Genomic DNA, 18169 nt, shown 5'->3' on the forward strand with positions numbered 1-18169 from the left:
AGCGTAGACTGCACTATACATTATGTGAGATAAATCACCTCGTTTCAGCTTAGTTTTACGGTGGTTAATGCATTGTTAACGTTTTCAGCATAGCAATTAATTGCTGACCTTTGATTTTTACATTACATTTACTGGAAATTTTCATGATTAATAAACTTGTACTTGTTCTTAACTGCGGTAGTTCATCCCTTAAATTTGCTGTAATAAATGCCGGAAATGGTGATGAAATCATCAGCGGCATTGCAGAATGCTTTTATCTCCCAGATGCACGCATCAAATGGAAAATTGATGGTAAAAAAGAAGCCGCTAGTCTGTCAGCAAATAGCGCTCATTCAGCAGCAATATCTTATATTGTTGAAGAAATCATTAACAAAGAAGCGGGACTCGCAGAAAAATTTGTCGCCATTGGACACCGAATCGTTCATGGTGGAGAGAAGTTTACCCAATCAGTGATCATTGATGATTGTGTTCTTGAAGGTATCGAAAAATGTGCCTCTCTTGCTCCATTACATAATCCTGCGCATATTTTAGGTATCAAAGCAGCACAGCGTGCTTTTCCAACGCTTCCACAGGTGGCTGTTTTTGACACCGCTTTTCACCAAACAATGCCTAATAAAGCCTTTATGTATGCCCTACCTTATAACCTCTATAAAGAAAAAGGTATCCGTCGTTATGGGATGCATGGTACAAGCCATTTATTTGTCAGCCAAGAAGCCGCAAAACTACTTAACAAACCAATTAACGAACTTAACGTAATTTCAGCTCATTTAGGTAATGGCGCGTCAGTTACCGCAATCAAAAATGGTAAAAGTGTAGACACAAGCATGGGAATGACACCCCTTGAAGGATTAGTAATGGGGACGCGCTGTGGTGATATTGATCCAAGCATTATTGAACATTTAGTCACCCGCGAAGGATATAGCTTAACTGGTGTTATGGATATGCTTCAAAAACAGAGTGGCTTATTAGGTATTTCAGGTTTATCAAGCGATTTTAGAGATATAACAGAGCACAGTGAAGAAGGCCACTCTGGCGCCATTCTAGCCTTAGAGATGTTTTGTTACCGATTAGCAAAATACATTGCTTCATTTGCAGTCCCGTTAGGTCGTATTGATGCTATTATATTCACCGGTGGCATTGGTGAAAATGCATCGATCGTACGTACAAAAGTGCTAGAACAACTTGCTATTTTCGGTTACCAAATTGATACTGAAAAAAATAAAGAAACAATCTTAGGCAAACAAGGAATTATTACACAAGAAGGCTCTCCTCTTGTGCTAGTTATCCCAACCAATGAAGAGTGGGTGATTGCACAAGATTCAGCTAGACTTGTCTCTATTTAACTATTTTTAATAATAAACAGGGCCGCCCCTGCTTAATAATTAACTTATCGACTAAGGATTTATCATGTCTCGTACAATAATGCTCATTCCCATTGGCTCAGGTGTTGGTGTCACATCTGTAAGTCTTGGAATGGTTCGCGCTATGGAGCGCCAAGGCGTTGCCGTTAATTTTTATAAACCTATTGCTCAGCCTCGACCTGGAGACAGTGGACCAGAACGTTCGACTGCAACATTACGCAATGGTTCATCAATCAACCCTCCAGAGCCTTTTGCCATTAAATATGCTGAAAACTTGATTTCATCAGGGCGAACATCTGAATTGTTAGAAAATATCGTTGAACGTTTTCGCCAAGGCACAAAAGAGAGTGACGTTACTATCGTAGAAGGGTTAGTACCTACGGATAAACATCAATTCGCTAATGAAATAAACTATAGCATTGCCAAAGCATTAAGTGCTGATATGGTCTTTGTAACTCACCCGAGTAATGACACATCGCAACAACTTAAAGAACGCATGGAAATTGCAATATCCTCTTTTGGCGGCAAAAAAAATAAGCGTATCGCTGGGTGTATCATTAATAAAGTTGGTGCTCCCGTTGATGAAAATGAAAAAATGCGCCCCGATCTAACTGAAATGTTTGATATTCCTGATAGTGTTGCTAATAACAACCTAGAAGTTCTACAAATGTTCAGCAAAAGTCCATTGCCTATTCTGGGCTGCATTCCTTGGAGTGCTGAACTTATCGCACCACGAGTAAAAGATCTTGCCACACACCTTGAAGCAAAAGTACTCAACAAAGGTGATATTGAAAATCGCCGTTTGCACAATGTTATCTTTTGTGCACGTTCTATTCCCAATATGGTTGAGCATTTCAAAGCAGGTTCAATGCTAGTGACCTCGGGCGACCGAAGCGATGTGATCATTGCTGCTTGTTTAGCTGTAATGAACGGCATGAAAATTGGTTGTTTATTGTTGACGGGAGATTATCATCCAGAAGAAGAGGTGCTTAAACTCTGTAAGCAAGCAATGCTATCTGGCTTACCTATATTATTAATAAAAAGTAATACATGGCAAACCGCGCAACGCCTTCAAAACTTTAATATGGAAATTCCCATTGATGATATGGAACGTATTGAAAAAGTACAAGAATATATCGCTAGCCATATCGATAAGCACTGGCTCAATACACTAACAAAAGATTCATCATTGGCACGTCGTTTATCACCACCAGCCTTCCGTTACCACTTAACGGAGCTTGCTCGTCGAGCAAACCAACGCATCGTATTACCTGAAGGTGAAGAACCTCGTACAATTCAAGCGGCGCTTATCTGTGCTCAACGCGGTATTGCAAAACCTGTTTTATTAGGTGATCCAGAAGAGATTCAGCGCGTAGCAACACAGCAAGGTATCGTTTTAACCGATGAAGTAGAAATCATCAATCCTGTTCATGTAATTGAACGTTATATCGCACCAATGGTCGAACTACGTAAATCTAAAGGCTTGACAGAAGTGGTTGCACGTGAACAATTGCAAGATACTGTTGTCCTTGGCACTATGATGTTAGCTGAGAATGAAGTAGCAGGCTTGGTTTCTGGTGCGATTCACACGACTGCCAACACCATTCGCCCACCACTACAGCTAATAAAAACAGCGCCAGGTGCAAGCATCGTTTCTTCTATCTTCTTTATGTTACTACCAGACCAAGTATTGGTTTATGGTGATTGTGCTATTAACCCAGATCCTACCGCTGAACAACTTGCTGATATTGCCATTCAATCTGCCGATTCTGCCATTGCTTTTGGTATTGACCCTAAAGTTGCAATGATAAGCTACTCAACAGGCACCTCTGGGGCAGGTAGCGATGTTGACAAAGTACGTGAAGCAACAAAAATTGCACAACAACGTCGCCCAGACCTACTTATTGATGGCCCACTACAATACGATGCAGCGGTCATGGAAAATGTAGCGAAAAGCAAAGCACCGAACTCTAAGGTGGCAGGACAAGCAACTGTATTTATATTCCCTGACTTAAATACGGGTAATACAACATACAAAGCTGTACAGCGAAGCGCAGACTTAATCAGTATTGGTCCAATGCTACAGGGGATGCGCAAGCCAGTAAACGATCTGTCGCGTGGCGCATTAGTCGACGATATTGTTTATACTATTGCATTAACCGCTATCCAAGCGACACAAGCTCAAGAAAAAAATGGGTTACAAGAAAAGCCTGTTAAAAAATAGAAAACTTTATAAATAAAAAAGCCGCTCATTCATGTTACTACATAAATGAGCGGCTTTTTTATTGAAGTGAAACTACGTTTCACTCTTGTTATTGATTTTTGCAATTAGAATAAGCAATTACTGCAATTGATAAATTTAGGATGTAAATTATAAAGGTGATTTAGAGATAGCCTTGTTGAATCGAAACAATCTCTATGCATCACAAATATTAACGCTGTTTTGGTTATCCCCCTTATTTTCCAATCTAGACTTTAAGTTTTTTATCTTGCCCAACCAAAGCATGTTCTATTTCTTCAAGACTTTTATTCTTGGTTTCGGGCAACAGTGGCCATAAGAGTATTAGCCCTATTAACCCAAACATTGAATAAATTAAGAAAGTATTAGCTGCACCAAAAGTAGCAAGCTGCCATGGGAAAAATTGCTGAATCAAATAGCTAGCAATACTCGTAACCAACGCGAAAAGAGGGATCGCCACACTTCGTACCGAGTTAGGAAATATCTCTGAGAATAAAACCCACATAATAGGACCAATTGATATATGAAACGCCGCTATAAAAGCCAGAATACCAATAAGTACCAAAATAGGGTTAACATTGATAGATGCTTCAATAATATGCCCTTCATTTAAACGCAAAGCATTAGCATCATAATTATTCGCTAACATTGCTTTAAAACTAACATCTGTATCGAAGTGCTTACCTAGTTGCGCAGTAAGTGGAGCGGTATCAATCACATTTTCAAGTTTTTCAATGGTTTGTTCGTTAACACTATAGGTAGCATTATTAAAGCCGTACCAACAGGTTGCATGGCTTATTACAACAACCGATAGACCTAATATCAACAATGGTTTACGCCCCACTTTATCGATAAAAAATATGGCGAGCACAGTAAATACAACGCTAGTTACGCCAATGTAGATTGCTTGCTGAAATGATGCATTAACACCAAAGCCAATTTGTTCAAATACTGTTGGGGCATAAAACAAAATAGCATTCATGCCAGTTACACCCTGCACTACCGCCATAATAAAACCGATGGCAAATACCGTTTTCATTGGTGAAGAAAATAGTAATTTTAATTGCTGGGTAATGTTTTCTGTTTCTTTGTGTTCATTTAGGTTCTGCTGGATTTCAGATTGTACTTGAGCGGCCTGCTGTTCAGGTAATATTTTATTGAGCACGACTAGTGCTTCTTCATGTTTACCTTTCATTGATAGCCAGCGTGGAGATTCAGGTACTCTAATTAATAGTAAAACCCAAGCTACAGCAGGAATAAGCTCTGAAGCGAGCATGGTACGCCAGATATTACTCGAAGAAAATAACAGTGAACTTTCGTTCACATGTATGACTAAGTAATAGTTAATAAAATATGCGGCTAACAAACCTATTACAATATTGAATTGGTTAGCCGAAACTAATCTGCCTCGCTGTTTAGCGGGCGCTATTTCACCAATATACATAGATGCCAAGGATAAAGAACTAAAGGCTAATCCTCCAATAAATCTAGCACTCACTAGCATCATGAAGCTTGTCGCCAAAGCCGATATTAGAGCGGAAAATAAATACAATATAGCAACAATAATGAGTGTTTTCTTTCGCCCTAAAGCATCTGCTGCTTTACCAGCAAAAAGTAAAGCTATAACCGCACCAAGGCTAGGTGCACTCACAACAACACCAATTTCAATATTACTAAGAGAAAACTCAGCGGCGATGTAACGCACCGTACCAGAAATAATAGCGGCATCCAAGCCAAAGACAAAACCTCCAATTGCAACGATTAACGCATACTTATAAGCGTTATATGTTTTTATATTCATTTTTTATCCTCAAGGGGTGATATCAAATGTTATTTAAACACTTTTGGACAACCAATTTAGTGAGATAGATCGTAATTGGTTGATCTTCAGTAAAAATTGGTTAGCAAAAAATAATCATTAAAGGATAAAAGTTAGAAACAATGGAAAATAAATTGAGATTGATTAATAGGGAGAGAGATGAAAAGTAAATGGAGTTATAGCAATTGAAATTCTATTTTACTGGTAAAAATATCTTCGTTTCTCGTAGCAAGTTTCACAGGAGAGCACGATAGACATCACCTTAATTATCTAATTGAGCGCTTTCCTCCATCAATTTAAATGAACCTTAATTAATTTGATGTAAATTAAGAGTTAAAAAAGCAAGAGTAGACTATAGATGGCCCATTACCCCATATGTTTGTTGAGCAAGGAATGATTAATTAACACTATTCAATTTATACGCAAGGAGGAGAGTTCCATCATGCTGTTTATCTGCAATTTTTTAAATATTCTATATTTATATGTGCTGACCGTTTTTTGATCAATATTAAGTTTATTAGCGACCATCTTGTTATTTAAACCGCTCATTAACGCATTTAAAACTTCAAGTTCTCGTTTTGATAGGCTATCGAATGCAGAGGATCTTTTTTTTCATGGTCTACGCCGATAGCCGCTTGTCCACTTAAATAAAAAACACGCTCGACAAGTGCATTTAAATCCATACTTTTATCAATAAACCCGGCTGCCCCAATACCACTTGCAAGCTGCTGGTATATTGGATTTTTTATACCGGACATCATTATCACGTTACCACAAAAACCTTTACTTCTTAATAAGGTAACTAAGTCAAATCCATCTTCATTGTTTAGATTAATATCAGCAATGACAAGATTACAAGCATTGTCTCTTACGTAATCCAGTGCCATTCTTGATTCTAAAACGTAATTTACCGTCGAAAAGCGTGGATCTTGGCTAAGATTAAATTTTAATGATGCACCGACTATAGGCTGATCATCGATGATCAAACAATCAATTAAATTCGAATCAGAAATTATCGATGATGCACTAATTGTTTCTTTTAATTGATTAATAGGCATCGGTCTACCCGTATAATAGCCTTGGCATGCTACGGCGCCCATATTGCGGATATAATTCCACGACTCTTCATCTTCAACCCCCTCAACAATCGATATCATCCCTAACGCTTTTGCTGCATTAATAGCCAATTTAACAATGGCTGCGTGTTGATAGTTATGCTTAATATCATGACTAAAAACTTTACTTATTTTTAAAATATCAAAAGGAATTTGAGTTATTTTTTGTAAAGATGAAGAGCCAACACCAAAATCTTTAATGGCCAATGAAATACCTAGCAATTTTAACCGAGCAATATTCACGAATGCATTAATATCAACTTCATAAATATCTGTTTCAACTAACTCGAGAGTGAGGTTTTGGTAATTAAACCCCTCATCGCAACAAATTTTTTTAACTTCTTGGTAAATATCGACCCACTGTAAATCTTTTTGGTTAAGATTAACTGACAATTTAATTTGCGGCTCAATACCTTTTATCGCTCGAATTGACTTAATTAACACAGCTTTAAATAAGACGTTATAAGTCTCTTTTGCATGAATGAGTGGTAAAAATTGTTCGGCATCAAGCACACCTAAAAAAGGGTGCTCCCACCGAGCAAAGGCCTCAACACCAATGATAGCATTGCTTTTAAAGTCGACTTGAGATTGGTAATAATTAAAAATTTCACCATTTTCAATGGCTGCAAATATCTCAGTTTCAGTAAAGTAATGTTCGCTTATCACCCTATGATTGATGGCGCCACAATGGTTAACTCTCGCCGCGAATATCTGCTTAATATCGCCAGAGACTAATGATTTTTTTAAACGAGAAACAGAAGGAAAATGTAATGCATCTGCAGTAGTTTGAGTTAATTTCACAATATTACTCGCACAATCACTGACAATAACGACATGGGGCAGGCAATGGTTATCAGCCAGTTGACTTAATAGATAAACAATATCGCCACCTGGCAACTCGATATCAGAAAAAATATAATCAAAACGCTGTTTTTTGCATAATGACAGCGCGCTATGACAATCAAATGCTTGTAACACATTATCCATAACATCAGTGACACACTCATTCAGCATCAACTTAAGCGACATTGAAAAACGATGATCGCCTTGTACAATAAGTATATTCATCCCGTTATTATAATCCGTTCATCATTAACCAACGCTCTGCTTGCTTAATAGCTAATTGAAGCTCTTGCTGCAAAAATTTTATCAGCATGGATAGTTTGTCTGGCGCATTTAGATATTTTCCAATTTCATCAACTACCGCTAGAATATCATTGAGTTGCAACATTAAAGCTGCACCTTTTATACGGTGGGTGATACGGCCAACATTTGCATCATTTTCATCATTTGCATTTAATGATTGAATATTAGAATTAAATTCAACAATAAGTATGTTTAATAAATAGATTCGATTACTACTAGGAATGTTTTCTATCCAAGATTGCGACTTACCAACGGCATCACTACCAGATCCGTTTGCAGCTCTATTATTTTGCATTAACTAACCATTCTTACTTTTTCTCTACGAGCATCGTTACATTGAACAATAAAACGAGGGATACGCTACCGGTATTAACAACAAGGCCAAGTCGGCATGTTACAAAACGATTAAAATCGTTTTTAAACCATGATCTTCATTGATATTGGTAAACTCTGAAGGTGGCGCTATTTTAGTGATGATTTTCGCATTGGGAAGCTCAGCTTCAATAATTTCTAATAAAAAATTGACACCTAAGTCAGGAGAATTTAAACATAACAACGCTTTCCCGCCTTCACTTAATAACTCTGGTAAACGACGAATGATTTTAGGATAATCATTTTTAATGTTAACACTACCTTTTTGTAATGAAGGTGGATCAACAATAATCAAATCAAACGGCCCATAACGCCTCACCTTTCCCCATGATTTAAACAAATCATGCCCTAAATATTTTACACGACTTAAATCATGGCCATTCAAGCGATGATTATCACGCCCCACCGCTAATGCTGCTTTGCTCATATCTAAATTAACGACCTCTTGCGCGCCACCAGCGATCGCGACATTAGAAAAAGCACAGGTATAAGAAAATAGGTTTAATACGCGTTTATTGCGACTGTTAGCTTGCACCCACTGACGACCATTTTTCATATCTAAAAAAATACCGTAATTTTGTTTGCTACCTAAATTTATTTTATATTTAAGACTATCTTCGGTAGCAATAAAATCGGTCAGAGCTTCTCCATAAAGCACCTCTGTTGGTGCAAAATCCCGACAGCGATACTGTACTTGAATACTTTTAACCACAAACCCCAGTTCCGTCATTTTAACTAATAATTGTTGACTAAGTTCATCTATCCAGCTCGTCTCAACCTCTTTATATAAAATAATTAAAACAACAGGCGATAACCAGTCGATATTAACATGGGTATAATCTGGAAAACGAAAACCACGCCCATGCAACAAACGCTGCAGTTCTGATTCTGGCAACTCAGCCACTTTGCACCAATTAATATGGTTTAATATGTTCATAGTTAACTATCTTCTTTATTCACTTGTAACGCTTTGACTTCTTCATCGGAGCTTAACAAGATGGCAAACCACCTTCCCTCACTACTATTCAACAAAGCTATTTTTAAAATCATGGTTAATGGAACAGAGAGTAACATTCCCACCATGCCTAATAACCACCCCCAGAAAATTAATGATAAAAAAACCACGAGTGTGGATAAACCTAAGCTTCGCCCCATAAATTTTGGCTCAACAATGTTCCCCATAATCATATTAACACTGACAAACAATCCAATGACAATCGCGGCTGAACCAAAACCAAGTTGTAAAAAGGTTAATATTACAGCAGGGACTGCGGCGATAATAGAGCCGATGTTAGGAATGTAATTAAGTAAAAAAGCAAGAACCGCCCATAAAACAAAAAAATCAACCCCTAGCAGCCATAATGAAAAACCTATAATTGCCCCTGTTAACAGACTAATGACCGTCTTTATGGCCATGTATTGATTAACCATATCGATAAAATGATCCAAACGTCTCGTTGTAAGGGCAGAGTCATCAAAGGCAATGTGCAGCTTTGTTGTAAAGCTTTTTCCCTCTGTAAGCATAAATATCACAGTCAGCAACAATAAGAATGCATTTCCTAGCACACTACTGAAACCACTTAGCGTTGTGGTCACCAGCGTCATGACTTTAGCCGGATCAAAATAATTGCGCACCTCACTCATCGACAAGGAAATATTGTATTTTCCCATCCAATTAATTAACCAAGTAAGCTCTCCTGACAATTGCGCTTCATATTGAGGAATTGCTTGACGAAACTCATTAACAGAAGCGCCGACAATGCCACCCAATAATATAAATGAAAAAAAGATCGCCAAAATAATTAAACTAATCGCAATACCATGTGGAATTTTTTTATTGGTTAAAAAGGTGACGGCTGGATTACAAATAATGGCCACAAATAACGATAGTAAGAATGGCACGACAATCGGAGCCGCTACTTTTATTCCAGCTAAAGAGATAACAAAAGTTGAAAAAAACAAAAGGCTACGAGTAAGTGCGGAAATATTGGGCATAAATAACTCTCATTTGTATAACAATTTTTAAGCTTATTACTGCTCATGTTAATCTGCAAAGAGTTTCGTATAGAACAAAGCTAATTATTAAGTAAAATCACTTTTTTATGTTAAAAAAATTTGCCTCCATACTGTAATAAAATTACAATACGCACAATGTAAAAAAAAAAGCAGGCGAATATCTACTAAATTTTGATAATGATATCGCAATTTTTTCTATGCTATTGTATTACCAAAAAAAAGAATCGTTATTTATCTTTCTTTTTTGTAAGTTACTTACATATAATCTCAATCAATACAGAATAAATACTTATTTTTATAATCAATATCAAAGTTTTTTACTAATATTAGTTGGTCATTGCAAAACGCGTTTTATTAAAACACTTTTAAATTTATAAACCTTTGGAGAAATATATGACGGTAAGTAACGTTGCTGAATTAGATGCTATGGTTGCTCGTGTAAAAGCGGCACAACAAGAATATGCAACTTTTTCACAAGAGCAAGTAGATAAAATATTCCGCGCAGCTTCTTTGGCGGCTTCTACAGCTCGCATCGAACTAGCAAAAATGGCAGCAGAAGAGTCTGGCATGGGTATAATGGAAGATAAAGTAATTAAAAACCACTTTGCTTCAGAATTTATCTACAACAAATATAAAGACGAATTGACTTGTGGTGTTATTGCTCGCAATGAAGAAGGCGGCACGATAACAATCGCAGAACCTGTAGGTATCGTTTGTGCTATCGTACCAACAACAAACCCAACTTCTACAGCAATTTTTAAAGCGCTTATCTGTTTAAAAACACGTAATGGCTGTATCTTTTCTCCACACCCACGCGCTAAAAATGCAACTAACTATGCAGCTAAATTAGTATTAGATGCAGCGATTAAAGCGGGTGCTCCAAAAGATATTATTGGTTGGATTGATGTACCATCTGTTGATCTTTCTAACAAGCTAATGAAACATGACGACATCAACCTTATCCTAGCGACTGGTGGTCCAGGTATGGTTAAAGCTGCATACTCTTCAGGTAAGCCAGCTATCGGTGTTGGTGCTGGTAACACACCAGTAGTAATCGATGAAACTGCAGATATTAAACGTGCTGTTTCTTCAATCTTAATGTCTAAAACTTTCGATAACGGTGTAATCTGTGCTTCTGAGCAAGCGGCAATCGTTGTTGAATCTGTTTACGATGCAGTTAAAGCGCGCTTCATGAAATATGGCGCAGCTGTACTAAGCAACGCAGACGCAGACAAAGTACGTAAAGTACTAATGATCGATGGTGCGTTAAACGCAAAAATTGTTGGTCAACCAGCATACAAAATTGCTGCACTAGCAGGCGTTAAAGTACCAACATCAACTAAAATCTTAATTGGTGAAGGTCTTGAAGCTTCATGGGATGACGAGTTTGCACATGAAAAACTTTCTCCAACTTTAGGTCTATTCAAAGCGAAAAACTACGAAGATGCAGTGCGTCAAGCTGGTATCGTGTTAGATATAGGTGGTGTTGGTCATACTTCAGTACTTTATACAGACCAAGATGCAAACAAAGATCGTATTGCTTACTTTGGCGATAAAATGAAAACCGCGCGTATTCTTATCAATACTCCATCTTCACACGGTGGTATCGGTGACCTTTACAACTTCGAACTAGCACCATCTCTAACATTAGGTTGTGGTTCATGGGGCGGTAACGCGATTTCTGAAAACGTAGGTCCAAAACACCTTATCAATAAGAAAACTGTTGCATTGAGAGCTGAAAATATGTTGTGGCATAAACTACCAAAATCAATCTACTTCCGTCGTGGCTGTCTACCTGTTGCAATGACAGACCTTGAAGGCAAAAAACGTGCTCTAATCGTGACAGACCGTTTCCTATTCAACAATGGTTATATTGATGACCTACGTGCTATCTTAAAAGATAAAGGCATGGAAGTTGAAGTATTCCACGAAGTAGAAGCGGATCCAACATTAAGTGTTGTTAAAGCAGGTGCTGCTGCATGTGCTAGCTACCAACCAGATGTTATTTTAGCTGTTGGTGGTGGTTCACCGATGGATGCTGCAAAAATCATGTGGGTTATGTATGAACACCCAGAAACAGATTTTGAAGATCTATCTATGCGCTTTATGGATATCCGTAAACGTATTTACAAATTCCCTAAAATGGGTGCAAAAGCTGAACTAGTATGTATCACTACAACATCTGGTACAGGTTCTGAAGTAACACCGTTTGCGGTTGTAACTGATGACGCTACTGGTCAAAAATACCCATTAGCAGATTACGAATTAACTCCAAACATGGCGGTTGTTGATGCTAACCTTGTAATGGATATGCCTAAATCACTATGTGCATTTGGTGGTTACGATGCAGTGACTCACGCAATGGAAGCTTATGTTTCTGTATTAGCAAATGAATATTCTGACGGTCATGCGTTACAAGCTCTTAAATTACTTAAAGAATACCTACCAAGCTCTTACGCTAACGGTAAAAAAGATCCGATTGCTCGTGAAAAAGTTCACAATGCAGCAACAATCGCAGGTATGTCTTTTGCTAATGCATTCTTGGGTGTATGTCACTCAATGGCGCATAAACTAGGTGCTGAATTCCATATTCCACACGGTTTAGCAAACGCATTATTAATTGCAAACACAGTTCGTTACAATGCAACTAATAACCCAACTAAACAAACTGCATTCTCTCAATACGACCGTCCTAAAGCACGCGCTCGTTATGCTGAAGTTGCTGCACATTTAGGTTTCACTAAAGGTAACACTGAAGATAAACTTAATGCGCTATTAAACTGGTTAGAAGAGTTAAAAGTGGCTCTTGATATTCCACTTTCAATTCAAGCAGCTGGCGTTAATGAAGCTGACTTCTTAGCAAAAGTTGACGAATTAGCACTACATGCATTTGATGACCAATGTACTGGTGCAAATCCACGTTACCCATTAGTTTCTGAGCTAAAAGAAGTGTTAATTGCTTCTTACTACGGTCGTGCTTATGTAGACGTGGTTGACGCTCCAGAAGTTGAAGTTAAAGAAGAAAAGAAAGCTAAATAATCTTTATTTCTTAACTTAATATCGAATAAAGCCTGCTTAATAGCAGGCTTTTTTTTACCGTAAAATTAGATTTTCACTATTATTTTCTCATTTTTCAAACAAACAACACGACAGCACTTAATAACAGATCCTATAAAGGGGGGGGGAGTATGGAAGCTTTTTGGTCTGGTTTATTGTTAGGCTTATCCTTGATATTGGCAATTGGTGCACAAAACGCCTTCGTATTAAAGCAGGGATTGCAAAAAAAACATGTTTTTTGGGTCTGTTTGATTTGTGCTTTTTCGGATGCAATACTAATTTATTTGGGGATATTTGGATTAAGCAACATGATTAATCAGCTACCGTTATTGGAGAGTATTGCACGTTACGCTGGCTTTGCTTTTTTAGCTGTTTATGGGGTACAAAGTTTATTTTCTGCATGGACAAAAGAACATACCTTACAAGCAGCAGCAGAGATACAAAGTTCGCCATGGAAAACATGCCTTACATGCTTAGCCTTTACTTGGTTAAACCCTCATGTTTACTTAGATACGGTTTTTTTATTAGGTACTATATCTAGCCAATATGAAGGGCATAAATCCTATTTTGCAGCAGGTGCTATTTCAGCCTCTTTTGTATTCTTTTTTAGTTTAGGTTATGGAGCTAGAGTACTAACGCCATTCTTTTCTAAAGCAAGCTCATGGAAGATATTAGAAACAGTTGTCGGCATTATTATGTTAACGATTGCCTTCAATTTACTTTTTTAAAAGAGCTATTTTAGCTAAACGTTAGTTTTATAATAAAGGACTAAAAAGATACAGTGTGCCTTCTAATAATTTTTTAAAGTAACTACGCTTTTTCCACTCTAATAATGAGATTTGCTTCGAAGCCAACAGATATTGCTTTTGTAACGTTAACAACTCACTAGAAAAATCCCCATCATCGATTAACATTGTCATTTCAAAATTAAGCCAAAAACTACGCCTGTCTAAGTTAACAGTCCCTAATAAAGCTATTTTTTCATCGATAACAATACTTTTCGTATGCAGCAAGCCACCATAAAACTTATAAACTTGTGCTCCTGCAGTTAACAATTCATCAAAAAAAGCACGAGAAGCATACTTCACCATAAATGAGTCATTTTTAGCTGGAATAATAATTTTAACATCAACACCACGTAACGCAGCGACCTGCAAAGCCGCTAATAAGCTTTCATCGGGGACAAAATATGGCGTAGTAAGAACAAGGCTGTGCTTAGCCTCATAGATAGCGGTCAGAAAAACCTGATGGATACTCGCCTCGCCAAATTCAGGGCCCGATGGAATGAGTTGTGATTTTTGTTTACCTACTGAGGGAAATCGCCCCTTTTCAGACAAGGGTAAAGGGATTTTGTTATCCGTTTCTAAGAACCAGTCCCAAACAAAAAGCCCTTGCATTAATTGTACGATAGGACCTTCACAACGTACCATGATATCAACCCACTCACCAAAACCTTGCTTCGTTTTAAAAAAAACGGGATCGACTAAGTTCATACTGCCTGTATATGCAACATGATCATCAATACAAACAAGTTTACGGTGCATCCTTAAATCCTGTCGTTGAAATAGCAAACGAAACCAACCAACCGGTAAGGCTTCAACCACTTCGACGCCAGCTTTACGTAATTTTTTCGGCATTTTACTATTAAAAAAATCATGGCTACCTACCGAATCAAGCAATAACTTACACTTAACCCCTCGCTGAGCTGCATTCATTAAAGCCTCTAAGAGCGGATCAATTAATCCGCCCTCTTTACATAAATAAAAAAGAAGATAGCAGGTTGACTGTGACCTGTTTATTTCTTCAGTTATTTCAATCAAGATTTTTTTCGTTGTAGGCAACAGAATATGATTATTACCCTTTAACATAGGCATGCCAGTATAGGATTCAACAAAAGCTTGCATTGATCTGGCTAGGTATGAGGCATCGTTTAAGCTTTGCCTATTACTGGTGGGTTCATTACGTAGCCAATCTTTAAACTGTGTACCAATTTGCTGACGACGTTCCTCTCTTTTTTTACCTAGGTGTAACTCACCTAAAATAAAATAACTAATCATGCCAAATAATGGTAATACGAAGATTAAAAACAACCAGGCCAAAGTGATCCCACTGGCTCTGCGTTTGAGAATAATGCGCAAGGTAGTTAATATTAATAATGAAAAATAAAGAAAGGCATATAGCGCCACATATAAGCTGTTATCTTGCCAATTTAAAGTCCAAGATAAATTATCCATTATGTACGGCCTTCAAAATATAAGATTTGAGAAACACTATTTACGTTTATTACAGCGCAAATAGAATGTTGCTTCATTTGCCTTCATAGGTTTAACTTGCAAGTTACCTTGTACTGTATCGATTAATGGCTCAGATGAAAAACAGGCTTGCTGCACATCATCAAGCCCCTCACTAACCAAATCAATCCCAAGACAATGAGATAGTGTCATAATAGACTTAATCATCGCTTCTGCAACGATTCCTCCGGGCATCGTTTTTGTGTAATCCTTGGATATTTTTAATTTTTCAATCTGCAGCTTTTCAATGAGTGGTATTAGCGAAATATCAGCACCGAAATTATCCACCGTTAGTGCAAAACCTAACTTACTAATATTAATTAAATTTTCATGCACAACATAGTTGTCACTATTAAATATTTTTTCGTTTATCTCAAATTCTAGGCAACGACTAGTACATTTGCTTTCCTTTAAAATAACTTGTAAATCAGAGATAAAAGAGATCTGCTCTAATTGAATTCGTGACAAGTTAATAGTGATACGCCCAAAATTAATATTTTGTTTTTGCCAAATAACCGCCTGGTCAGCAGCTGTTCTTATCATTTTCAAGCCGATAGGTACTAACATTCCCCGTTCTTCAGCAAGCATTAAAAAACGCTCAGGAAGCAACACGCCGTGTTTAGGGTGATTCCAACGTAATAAACTTTCTAAAGCAACGACCTGACGTTTATTAAGGTCATATTGTGGCTGGTAATAGAGTTCAAACTGATCAAGAAGTAACCCCTGTTGTAATTCTCCTTCAAAGTCGAGTTGCTGCTTAGAATATTTCGTTAGGGTTTCTGTATAGAAATGATAAGCATGGGTTCTATCTTTTCTTCCTCTTAACATCGCTTTTTCTGCACTAATTAAAAGTGCATCCGCATCATATCCATCATCAGGATAAATACTAATCCCTATCATGGCAGACAAACTAACCTCAACATTATCAATTAGATATGGCGATTTAAAACATTCAGCAATTTCATGGGCAAGGAAAGCAACATCTTGTTCATTCTCTAACTCATCAACAATAACGACCAATTCATCTCCCCATAATCGTGCCAAAGTGTATTTTTCACCCACGCAAAGCTTTAACCGTTTGGCACTCTCTTTTAAAATAGAATCTCCTTCATTATGACCATACTGTTCATTAATTATCTTAACGCTAGTTATCTTAATAAGCATAACTGCAACCGCGGATTCATTATAGTTAGCACGAGCAATAACATCCTCAATGCGCCTAAATAAAGCAATACGGTTCAGTAACCCCGTGAGAGGATCATGTTTAGATAAGTACTTAATTTTTTCTTCTGCAGATTTGTTTTGAGTTAAATCAGTAAAGGAGTAGACATGGTTTACCATGTTTTCTTGCTCATGCCTTACTACATGAACCTCAAGCCATGCATAATAAATATTTCCATTTTTGGTTTGGTAAGTAATATCGCCCAACCAACACCTTTGCGTTTTTAAGGCTTGCGCTATTTCGGCATAAAACGTTTTATTGTGTAAATGAGACGAGAGCAGGTGAATATGCTGCGATAGTAATTCATTTCTAGCGTATCCAGAAATACGCATGGAACTTTGATTGGCAGATAATATTATTCCATTCGCATCTGTTACAAAAATACTATCATTACTATTTTCAAATACTACATTTGCAATTTTTAGTTGTTTTTCCAATAGATGATGCGCAGTTATATCTCGACCAATACCAATTAACCCTTGAACATGACCGAATTTATCAAGTAACGGTTCTTTTTTCATGGCGATGAAGTGGCGCACTCCATCATTATAAGTAAGATACTCTTCGCCATGGTAAATCTCTTTAGTAGACATAACATGGCGATCTTGTTTAACACACATTAAAGCCTGCTCGATAGCAAAAAGTTGCTCATCGGTTTTTCCAATGATAGCTTCCTCTGAAGCCCCAACAAATTTCTCAAATTGTTTATTGCAGCCTAAAAAGCGACTTTGTAAATCTTTAAAGAATATTAAGTCATTGGATGAATCGGCGCTTGCGCGCAGCATGATCTGTTCTTGCTCTAATAATTTCTTAGTTTTAATATTGTCAGAAATATCAAAAACGATGCCTATTTGTACTTCTCCATCACCAACAACCTCTTTACGAAAACAGACATTAAGCGGCTTACCGGAAGTATCATCAAATGTATATTCGTAAAAATGTACACCTCTTTCTGTAAATATTTTTTTATCTATTTCTTCAACATGATGCAGTAAATTTTTAGGAAGAATATCGCCTGCTTTTTTACCAATGACCTGTTTTGCTGTAAGCCCCAACAGGTTGGCATAAGATTGATTGCAAGCTAAATAATCTCCTTCCCTGCTTTTTAAATATATAGGAATAGTTAATGCGTCTAAGGTGATTTTTATTTCATCTGTTAATACCCTATCTATGAAGGGTAAAGTTACACCATGGCTAGCGCTATCTATTCTATTTAGGTAAATACAATTTAATCGAGGAAAAGAATCCGCTATATGGAGACGCAACTTATTATCTATATTTAATTCACAAATAAAGTGAGTGTAAATATTTGAGGAGAGTGTGCTATAGATATCCGCGACATTAGTTAAATGGTCAATATCCAAAAAGCCACTATTACTGAGGCTAAACATTGTTTTAGCTAGTTCGATATTATGCCCAACATAGAGCACCATTTTCACATTATCAGACACAATTATTTTCCATTTCAATAGTTAAAACTACCGAGTAAAATCAATCAAGAAGAATAACATGAGACAAAAAAAAGGGGATC

Annotated in this window: 12 protein-coding genes; 4 read left to right on the top strand and 8 right to left on the bottom strand. The window is 37.2% G+C overall.

All coding sequences use genetic code 11. The annotated features are described in order from the left end of the window. The first annotated feature begins 143 nt into the window (after positions 1 to 143). Both AB1A03_RS01700 and pta read left to right on the top strand, forming a co-directional pair. On the top strand, positions 144 to 1343 hold the full coding sequence (locus AB1A03_RS01700; RefSeq protein WP_354622855.1) for an acetate kinase: 1200 nt from the start codon (positions 144 to 146) through the stop codon (positions 1341 to 1343). Between the two features lie 64 nt (positions 1344 to 1407). Beyond that, positions 1408 to 3585 (top strand): phosphate acetyltransferase, encoded by a 2178-nt coding sequence (gene pta / locus AB1A03_RS01705; protein WP_354622856.1) that lies wholly within the window; start codon positions 1408 to 1410, stop codon positions 3583 to 3585. Between the two features lie 244 nt (positions 3586 to 3829). Here pta and AB1A03_RS01710 read toward each other — a convergent pair whose 3' ends face one another. The 6 genes from AB1A03_RS01710 to AB1A03_RS01735 all read right to left on the bottom strand — a co-directional run bounded on the left by AB1A03_RS01710 (position 3830) and on the right by AB1A03_RS01735 (position 10047). Next, positions 3830 to 5401 (bottom strand): sugar porter family MFS transporter, encoded by a 1572-nt coding sequence (locus tag AB1A03_RS01710; RefSeq protein ID WP_354622857.1) that lies wholly within the window; start codon positions 5399 to 5401, stop codon positions 3830 to 3832. Positions 5402 to 5830: 429 nt separating this feature from the next. After that, positions 5831 to 5968, bottom strand: coding sequence for a LuxR C-terminal-related transcriptional regulator (locus AB1A03_RS01715; RefSeq protein WP_354622858.1), 138 nt, complete (start codon positions 5966 to 5968; stop codon positions 5831 to 5833). Between the two features lie 8 nt (positions 5969 to 5976). After that, positions 5977 to 7602 carry an EAL domain-containing protein gene (locus AB1A03_RS01720; RefSeq protein ID WP_354622859.1) on the bottom strand — a complete coding sequence of 542 codons (1626 nt, stop codon included), beginning with the start codon at positions 7600 to 7602 and terminating at the stop codon, positions 5977 to 5979. Between the two features lie 7 nt (positions 7603 to 7609). Further along, positions 7610 to 7975, bottom strand: a complete 366-nt coding sequence (locus AB1A03_RS01725; RefSeq protein ID WP_354622861.1) for a hypothetical protein — start codon at positions 7973 to 7975, stop codon at positions 7610 to 7612. A gap of 99 nt (positions 7976 to 8074) precedes the next feature. Then, positions 8075 to 8989: a class I SAM-dependent methyltransferase gene (locus AB1A03_RS01730; protein WP_354622862.1), complete on the bottom strand. Its 915-nt coding sequence runs from the start codon at positions 8987 to 8989 to the stop codon at positions 8075 to 8077. A 2-nt stretch (positions 8990 to 8991) separates the two neighbouring features. After that, complete coding sequence (locus AB1A03_RS01735) at positions 8992 to 10047, bottom strand: AI-2E family transporter (protein ID WP_354622863.1); 1056 nt, start codon at positions 10045 to 10047, stop codon at positions 8992 to 8994. A gap of 414 nt (positions 10048 to 10461) precedes the next feature. Between AB1A03_RS01735 and adhE the strand changes: the two genes are divergently transcribed. Then, positions 10462 to 13107 carry a bifunctional acetaldehyde-CoA/alcohol dehydrogenase gene (gene adhE, locus AB1A03_RS01740; protein ID WP_354622864.1) on the top strand — a complete coding sequence of 882 codons (2646 nt, stop codon included), beginning with the start codon at positions 10462 to 10464 and terminating at the stop codon, positions 13105 to 13107. Between the two features lie 149 nt (positions 13108 to 13256). Further along, the gene (locus AB1A03_RS01745) at positions 13257 to 13853 is read left to right on the top strand and encodes a LysE/ArgO family amino acid transporter (protein ID WP_354622865.1); all 597 of its coding nucleotides are present in this window, start codon (positions 13257 to 13259) and stop codon (positions 13851 to 13853) included. Positions 13854 to 13880: 27 nt separating this feature from the next. Here the strand turns inward: AB1A03_RS01745 and cls are convergent, their stop codons facing one another. Both cls and AB1A03_RS01755 read right to left on the bottom strand, forming a co-directional pair. Continuing rightward, positions 13881 to 15359, bottom strand: a complete 1479-nt coding sequence (cls, locus tag AB1A03_RS01750; protein WP_354622866.1) for a cardiolipin synthase — start codon at positions 15357 to 15359, stop codon at positions 13881 to 13883. A 36-nt stretch (positions 15360 to 15395) separates the two neighbouring features. After that, complete coding sequence (locus AB1A03_RS01755) at positions 15396 to 18089, bottom strand: sensor domain-containing protein (protein WP_354622867.1); 2694 nt, start codon at positions 18087 to 18089, stop codon at positions 15396 to 15398. Positions 18090 to 18169: the final 80 nt, after the last annotated feature.

Source organism: Psychromonas sp. MME2 (assembly GCF_040566515.1).
Taxonomy (GTDB): domain Bacteria; phylum Pseudomonadota; class Gammaproteobacteria; order Enterobacterales; family Psychromonadaceae; genus Psychromonas.

What these genes read in the sequence shown, in the direction of transcription:
- AB1A03_RS01710 (WP_354622857.1), bottom strand. Translation starts at nt 5,401, where the DNA reads ATGAATATAAAAACATATAACGCTTATAAGTATGCGTTAATCGTTGCA.
- AB1A03_RS01745 (WP_354622865.1), top strand. Translation starts at nt 13,257, where the DNA reads ATGGAAGCTTTTTGGTCTGGTTTATTGTTAGGCTTATCCTTGATATTG.
- cls (WP_354622866.1), bottom strand. Translation starts at nt 15,359, where the DNA reads ATGGATAATTTATCTTGGACTTTAAATTGGCAAGATAACAGCTTATAT.
- AB1A03_RS01735 (WP_354622863.1), bottom strand. Translation starts at nt 10,047, where the DNA reads ATGCCCAATATTTCCGCACTTACTCGTAGCCTTTTGTTTTTTTCAACT.
- AB1A03_RS01725 (WP_354622861.1), bottom strand. Translation starts at nt 7,975, where the DNA reads ATGCAAAATAATAGAGCTGCAAACGGATCTGGTAGTGATGCCGTTGGT.
- AB1A03_RS01730 (WP_354622862.1), bottom strand. Translation starts at nt 8,989, where the DNA reads ATGAACATATTAAACCATATTAATTGGTGCAAAGTGGCTGAGTTGCCA.
- adhE (WP_354622864.1), top strand. Translation starts at nt 10,462, where the DNA reads ATGACGGTAAGTAACGTTGCTGAATTAGATGCTATGGTTGCTCGTGTA.
- AB1A03_RS01715 (WP_354622858.1), bottom strand. Translation starts at nt 5,968, where the DNA reads ATGAGCGGTTTAAATAACAAGATGGTCGCTAATAAACTTAATATTGAT.
- AB1A03_RS01720 (WP_354622859.1), bottom strand. Translation starts at nt 7,602, where the DNA reads ATGAATATACTTATTGTACAAGGCGATCATCGTTTTTCAATGTCGCTT.
- AB1A03_RS01700 (WP_354622855.1), top strand. Translation starts at nt 144, where the DNA reads ATGATTAATAAACTTGTACTTGTTCTTAACTGCGGTAGTTCATCCCTT.
- pta (WP_354622856.1), top strand. Translation starts at nt 1,408, where the DNA reads ATGTCTCGTACAATAATGCTCATTCCCATTGGCTCAGGTGTTGGTGTC.